We start from the raw sequence: 6,910 nt of genomic DNA, 5'->3' as shown, positions 1-6,910 counted from the left end.
GGCTCGTCGAGCAGCGCAATGCGTCCGTCAACACGATCCGTTCCTACCGCGACACCTGGCGACTGTTCCTCCGGTTCGTCGCTGACCGCACGAAAATGAAAGTTGCGATGATCTCGCTGACCGATCTGACTGCGGCGCAGGTCGCTGCGTTCCTGAGGCACGCCGAGCACGAACGCGGCGGCACGATCGGCACGCGCAACTGCAGGCTTACCGCAATCCGCAGCTTCTTCAACTTCGTGGCGACCAGGGATCCTGCCTCGATCGCGCAATGCGTTGAAATCCTCCACACCCCGATCAAGCGTATCTGGATCCACCGGAAGTGGCAGCGATCCTTGCCCATCCAGACCAATCGACCCTCGAAGGCATGCGCGATCATGCGCTGCTCTCGTTCCTCTACAACAGCGGGGCGCGAATACAAGAAGCACTCGATATGTGCCCTGCGGCGATCCGGTTCGATAGCCCGAACTGCGTCCGACTTACGGCTAAGGGCCGAAAAGAGCGTATCTGCCCGCTTTGGCCGGAAACCGTGATGTTGTTGAAAAAGCTGTTTGAGCGGCAGCCGCGGGCACCGGACCAGCGGCTGTTCGTCAACCGCTACGGAGAGCCGCTCAGCGCCTCGGGCCTCCGGTTCAAGCTTGCCGCCTATCTGAAGGCGGCGGCTGAAACCATGCCGTCGCTGCAAACGAAGCACGTAACGCCGCACAGCTTCCGCCACGCCACCGCCGTCCACCTCGTATCGGCGGGCGTAGACATCACGGTCATCCGCAGTTGGCTTGGGCATGTGAGCCTCAACGCGACTAATCACTACGCGAAGGCCAATCTGGAGACGAAGCGAAAGGCAATGGAACAGGTCGTGCCGGGGGCGACCGCGCTCATCATCCTGGAACTACGAGCCTGCTCGCCTGGCTCGATACGCTCTGAAATAATGCGAAGGAATCTTGGGCAGGAACACTGACAATCAGCCGATCTGCGCACGTTCCTTCGCATTTTGAGAACCTGATGATTAGTGAAGCGGAAGAAGAATGACGCGACGAATGCCGAGGCGATTTGCGAGGCGGTGACGCGGCCGACGATGCGCTTCGTCCCGGTGAAGAGCGAGGAGCAACAGAGTGTGCTGATACTGCATCGGGTCCACGAACTTTTGATCCGGCAGCGGACAATGCTGGTGAACGCCTTGCGTGGTCACTTGGCGGAGTTCGGCATCGTGACGCGACAGGGCATTGCCGGCGTCCGAATGCGATCTTGTTGGTCGAAGACGATGATCACGATCTCATCCCGCCGATTGCGCGATCCGCACTTCTTCCGCTGATCGGGCAGTTGCGGGAGGTACACGAAAAGGTCAGCGAGATGGATCGCCAGATTCATGCGGGGCATCGCTCGAACGAACTGAGCCGACGCCTTGAGACGATCCCTGGAATGTCCCGATCACTGCCAGCGCGATCGCCGCGACAGTGACAGACGCGTCGCTCTTCACATCCGGTCGACAATTGGCGGCGTGGATAGGCCTCGTGCCACGGCAGAACTCATCGGGTGGCAAGGACCGCCTCGGAAGGATCAGCAAACAAGGTGATCCCTATCTCCGCCGGCTTCTCGTCGTCGGTGCGCATGCGGTACTTCGTTTCAGCCGCAACGGCAAAACGGCGCCGCGCTGGGCCGCCGAGCTTCTGGTGAAGAAGCCGTACAACGTCGTCGCTGTTGCTTTGCCGAACAAGATGGCGCGGGTCGTCTGGGCGTTGATGACGACGGGCAGGCGCTTTGAGGCTACCGTCGCCCTTTGAAAGCTCGCGGAGGATGCAGAAATTGCTGAGGTGCTGATGGTGTGATGGCGAACGGTCGAGCCGGATCGGACAAAACCCGATCAGTGCCGCTTAAAAGCGCGTTGACCTGTCTGGGATCCGATCGGCGGACTACATCAGGGCCAGCGGCATAAACGGGCCGCAATCAAAGGCCGTATACATGCCTGCACCCGACCAATCGTCAGCGCCGAAAAGCCTTGCCACGCGGAGGCCGTCCGTACATGCCACTGGGAATTTCTTTGATTAGAGTCCCGCCCGTTCATGAACCGCCCCAAGATTCTGGACCAGCGGTGTCCGGCTTCTTTCACGGACGTAGGCTGGTTACGCCTTCCAAATTCAGAAACGAGATCGGCACCTGCTTGCCGATCGCGCCATGTGGCGAACCTCATTGTAGGCTCTACGCCAATCCTCCACCTTTTCCCCGGCATCCGCAAGGGTCAGGAACCAATGCTGGTTCAGGCATTGCGCCCGGAAGCGGCCGTTGAATGCTTCGAGAAAGACATTGTCCCGTGGGCTTGCCGGGGCGTGAGAAGTCAGTGGCGCTCAACGAATCGACGTCGAGGATTCGGGACCTAGCGGCAGCGGCACGGTTCTCGGGGACGGGCAAGGTCAGCGGCGACAGTTACGCCGAACGGCTAGACAACAATCCAAGTGAGATGAGTTTCGCCCACACCGCTGGGCTTGACCGGGAAAAGTGTGGCTATCACTTTTGACTTTGAATGAGACCTCCCGAAGAAAAACTTTTCGTTTGGAGGGCAATCTTCAAGAGCACTTATGGCAGCAACGCCGATACAGTGTCAGATTGCGAGTGAATGAATTTGGCAACGTTGTCAGGATCGGTGAGCATCGCAGGGGGAATGCGATCATTGCGAGGTTCTCCCGGGGCATCATAAGGGGGCCGCAGGTTGCTAAATAGCTCAATGGTCGCGGAAAGCTGCTGCGAATACTCAGATTCTTAACAGTGAGTTTGCAATCAAAAGAGGAGGTTTGAATTGGCTATTCGTTTTGAGGGTGTTGATGTGGGTGGAACGTTCACCGATTTGATCTTCTACGACGACACCATAGGTGAAGTCTGGGCTGCCAAGTTCCGAATAGTCTCCTGGCTGGCGTCTCGACGACCGACATGGCTTTCGCATGCCGGAGGGTACGGAGACTGACTGATGGCGTTGCCAGCTGAACGGCACAACGAATCTTAGGAAATACACGACAAGTTGCCTCGTAGAACGTGAAGAGCACCGTGTCATCGGGTCAGCGGAGGAATTCAATGGCCGGACAGATCAAGGAGAGGTCGAGCTGGAGTGCCTATTTGGACCTCCCCGGCATAGAATTTTTCACCGGTCACAATATCTCAAAGCGATATGATCCGCATATGCATTCTAGTTTCGCCATTGGAGCGATCAAGGCTGGCTCCGAGCACTTTTGGTGCAGGGGTGTCGAACACTTTGCGCCACCAGGAACGGTAGAGTTCATTAATCCCGGGGAGGTGCATAAAGGTGGTCCCGGGCCGTCAGGCCGGTGGTGTTATCAGATGATCTACGCAGAGATAGCGACGATTGAAGCTGTTCGGGATGACATCAGGGGGACAAGCGATGCCGCGACCTGGTTCCCTTACACGGTGGTTGGCGATGTCGAACTCGCTGCCTCGATTGCTGCGCTGCCACGTAAGATTGCTGCAGCGGATTCCGCCCTTGAACGCCAGACGCGCATGATGGAGCTGATCGGTGCGATAGTTGTTCGTCACGCCGCAACTCCGCTTCAAATTCGTCCACCTGGGCGAGAGTCGCGAGCGGTGAAGCTAGCGAGACAATATATCGATGAGCACTTCGCCGCCGCTTGCTCGCTGAGTGAACTCAGCAAAATAGCAAGCTTAAGCCCGTTTCACTTTCTAAGAACGTTCCAGCAGACCGTTGGCATGCCGCCGCACGCTTATCTTCGTCATGTGCGGACCATGCGAGCGAAGCAGCTGATGGAAACCGGAATTCCGATCTGCGAAGTTGCCGCCCAAATTGGCTTTGCTGATCAGAGTCACCTCACGCGCCAGTTCACCCGGATCGTTGGAGTGACGCCGGGGGCCTACGTCAGAGCAATCCGGTTCAAGACGAATTCCACAGGTACTGGTACAAGCTCCCCGACGGACTTCACCAGGTAATTTGCGATAGGATTCGGTGATTTCATGACGCGTGGTGGACATTGAAATTGCTAATCCCCCACAACGTGATCGGAGCAGCTTAGATGATAAGTCGCACTGAACAGCCACAGCTTCGCGATCTCGGCGGTCGTTGCTGGCACGAAAAGGCGCAATCGTCACCGCGCACGTCGCGAAGAAATGGTATGGCGTCAGCGTTCCCATCTTTTGCCTAGAGTGGCAGGACAAGCAGCAATTACGCTCTTACGGCCCGGACAGGCACGACGCAAGCTTAGGAGTTCAAATGTTTCTCTGCCAAGGCTACGCTTCACTGAGCTCAAACACACCGCTTGAACCGTTCCGATTTGACCGGCGTGATCCCGGTCGTACTGACGTCAGGATTGATATCGACTATTGCGGCGTGTGCCATTCGGACCTCCACGTCGCGCGGAATGACTGGCAAGACACAACCTACCCAATAGTGCCGGGACACGAAATTGTTGGGCGGGTAACGGAAGTTGGCTCTGGGGTAACAAAGTTCAAAGTCGGCGACTTAGCAGGCGTCGGGACCAGAGTAGATTCCTGCCGAACCTGCAGCAGTTGCCGACGAGGGCTGGAGCAGTTTTGTGAGATCGGGGCCGTCAGCACCTACAATAGCGTTGACAGACACACGGGTAGGAAAACTTACGGCGGATATTCGCAAGCCATCGTTGTAGACGAAAACTTCGTTCTAACACTGCCCGCCAACCTTGATCCGGCCACTGTTGCTCCCCTCCTTTGCGCGGGGATCACCACCTACTCACCCCTTATGCACTGGAAGGTCGGGCCAGGGCAGAAAGTAGGCATAGTTGGTCTCGGAGGTCTTGGTCATATGGCGGTTAAGTTCGCGCACGCACTGGGCGCTGATGTTACGTTATTTACGACATCGCCGGGTAAACGCGACGACGCCAGGCGTTTAGGTGCAGATGAGGTAATCGTTTCGAACAACCTTAGCGAATTTGAAAGTCACAGAGACAGTTTCGACTTCATACTCGATACAGTCGCCGTCGATCACGACGTGAATGCATATGTCAAGCTCTTGAAGCTCGACGGCACCATGACGCAGATTGGCGCGCCGAAAAGCCCCCTCGCCATTGACGCTTTGACGCTCATGAGTCGCAGGCGCAGCTTTGCTGGTTCGCAAGTCGGCGGTATCGCCGAAACGCAGGAGATGCTCCAGTTTTGTGGCAAGCACGGCATCGCTGCAGATGTCGAGATTATTGCAATTCAGCAAATCGAACATGCCTTTAAGCGAATGTTAAAGAGCGATGTGAAATATCGTTTTGTTATCGACATGAAGTCTCTGAAATAATCGCTCTCACGCCCGCAGTATCACCAGCGGACTGGCCGGCCTCTTCCGAAATGAAGGCGACGGGCATTTTCGCCGGCAGAACAACCTGGCAACGCTCGCACCGGAGTTTCGCCATGACAACTTGACCATGAAACTATGTCCGGGATAACAGGTAGACCGGAATGTGATCGTCGAGTTTGCGACCATGATATAGGCGAGCAATCTCTGTCCTGACTTGCCGCGTTTGATCGGCAGGGCCGGTATCTCACCCGCTACCGTCGTATCGCAATGCCTGCAGATCATCCGCCTGGTCGACGTCGGGCTCGCCGCCGGCCATCTGCTTGCGCGCTTCAATCTCGGGCCTGGTGAGAAACTGAAGCTGTCGCTTGTCGCATCGCTTGCTCGGGATCGCGAGCACGCGTTGAATCTGGGCGCTATGGGTCGGCTCCTCGAACGACGCATATCTGAAGAAAAGACCGAATGGCAGTGAGGCGGAGATTCCGGGTCCTCACTGAGGCGGATCGCAGTGTCTCGAGGTCCTCCAGGAATGCGCCGATGAAAGGCGCGTCCAAATCCCGCAGTGTCAACCGCGACGGAGACCTGCCAAGGCGTGTCTGCGCGAATGCAAACAGGAGCCGGAAGGTGTCGCGATAGGAGGCGATGGTGTTCGAGCTTACGCCTCGATGTCGCATGAGCCGATCGGTGAACCACCGCTCGATCAGCACGGCCAGATCTTTCGAGGCACTCATGAACGAACCTCCCACCGCTCATCCAGCAGTCGCGCGGCATGGGTCATTAGCTCCGGCGCGGCGGATAGATACCAGTAGGTGTCGCGAACATTGGCGTGGCCGAGAAAGGTCGAGAGGACCGGCAGTTCCCGCTCGACATCTTCGCCCGCGCGATACCAGTTGGTCAGGGCCTGGACGGCGAAATGGTGACGAAGATCGTGAACCCGCGGACCATTGCGCTGCCCCCGCTGCCGCAGGCCGATCTACGCGACAGCTGCCAGAACACCCGGTGCACGTATTGGTGCAGCAATCTGCCGTCCTGCTCGGCGACAAAGAAATAGGGGCTACAAGGCGCGACGAGATGCGCGTCGCGTCGCGCGGCATAGTCCGACAGCACGGCGACCGTCGTGGCATGGAGCGGGACCAGCCGCGACTTGCCGAACTTCGTCTCTCGAATGGTGAGGATACCTTGGTCCAGATCGACGTCGTCCCGGCGCAGGTCGAGCGCTTCGAAATGGCGTAGCCCGGCGACCGCTATCAATCCGAACAGACAATGATATGTCCAGCGACGCAGGGCGTTGGCCGGCGGCAGCGACAGTGCCGCCGCCAAAAGCGCCGTGATCTCAGCATCGGTATAGATGTAGGGCTTGGCCCGCCGCGCCGGCGACACAGCGTCTTGAGGTGGCACTTCCGTCAGGGGATCGAAATGAGCGAGGTGCTGAGCGAAGCAGCGCACATCGGTCAGGCGGATGGACCAACTCGGTTGTCGGCCGATCAACGTCACCCACTTCATCGCCAGCGCCGTGGTGACGGTCTCGGCGCCGCGAGCCTCCATAAAGGTGACGAAATCCGACAACCGTCGAGCGGGGCCATGATACTTGTATCCCAATCCCTGGCGCATGCCCACATAGCGCTCGAGCGCTGTTCGAAG

At 57.9% G+C, this 6,910-nt stretch carries 3 protein-coding genes and 5 pseudogenes; 5 read left to right on the top strand and 3 right to left on the bottom strand.

Going from position 1 to position 6,910, the window contains the following annotated elements; genetic code table 11:
- Positions 1–35: 35 nt before the first annotated feature.
- The 3 genes and pseudogenes from EOA28_RS40310 to EOA28_RS19495 form a co-directional block, all read left to right on the top strand.
- Positions 36–182: pseudogene (locus tag EOA28_RS40310) on the top strand (integrase); the annotation flags it as partial.
- 137 nt (positions 183–319) lie between these two features.
- Positions 320–955, top strand: coding sequence for a tyrosine-type recombinase/integrase (locus tag EOA28_RS19500; protein WP_245501558.1), 636 nt, complete (start codon positions 320–322; stop codon positions 953–955).
- Positions 956–1,006: 51 nt separating this feature from the next.
- A pseudogene (locus EOA28_RS19495) lies at positions 1,007–1,778 on the top strand (IS110 family transposase); the annotation flags it as partial.
- 322 nt (positions 1,779–2,100) lie between these two features.
- Here the strand turns inward: EOA28_RS19495 and EOA28_RS19490 are convergent.
- Positions 2,101–2,331: pseudogene (locus EOA28_RS19490) on the bottom strand (transposase); the annotation flags it as partial.
- Between the two features lie 729 nt (positions 2,332–3,060).
- Between EOA28_RS19490 and EOA28_RS19480 the strand changes: the two are divergent.
- The gene (locus EOA28_RS19480) at positions 3,061–3,945 is read left to right on the top strand and encodes an AraC family transcriptional regulator (protein WP_128315165.1); all 885 of its coding nucleotides are present in this window, start codon (positions 3,061–3,063) and stop codon (positions 3,943–3,945) included.
- Between the two features lie 280 nt (positions 3,946–4,225).
- Positions 4,226–5,272, top strand: a complete 1,047-nt coding sequence (locus tag EOA28_RS19475) for an NAD(P)-dependent alcohol dehydrogenase (protein ID WP_128315167.1) — start codon at positions 4,226–4,228, stop codon at positions 5,270–5,272.
- Positions 5,273–5,597: 325 nt separating this feature from the next.
- Here EOA28_RS19475 and EOA28_RS19470 read toward each other — a convergent pair.
- Positions 5,598–6,000 (bottom strand): annotated as a pseudogene (locus tag EOA28_RS19470) (site-specific integrase); the annotation flags it as partial.
- A pseudogene (locus tag EOA28_RS19465) lies at positions 5,997–6,910 on the bottom strand (tyrosine-type recombinase/integrase); the annotation flags it as partial. The pseudogenes EOA28_RS19465 and EOA28_RS19470, both read right to left, overlap by 4 nt.

It is taken from the genome of Mesorhizobium sp. M2A.F.Ca.ET.067.02.1.1 (assembly GCF_004023285.1).
Lineage (GTDB): Bacteria > Pseudomonadota > Alphaproteobacteria > Rhizobiales > Rhizobiaceae > Mesorhizobium.
The sequence above is the reverse complement of the archived record's forward strand: the minus strand, read 5'-3'. Positions and strand labels throughout refer to the sequence as shown.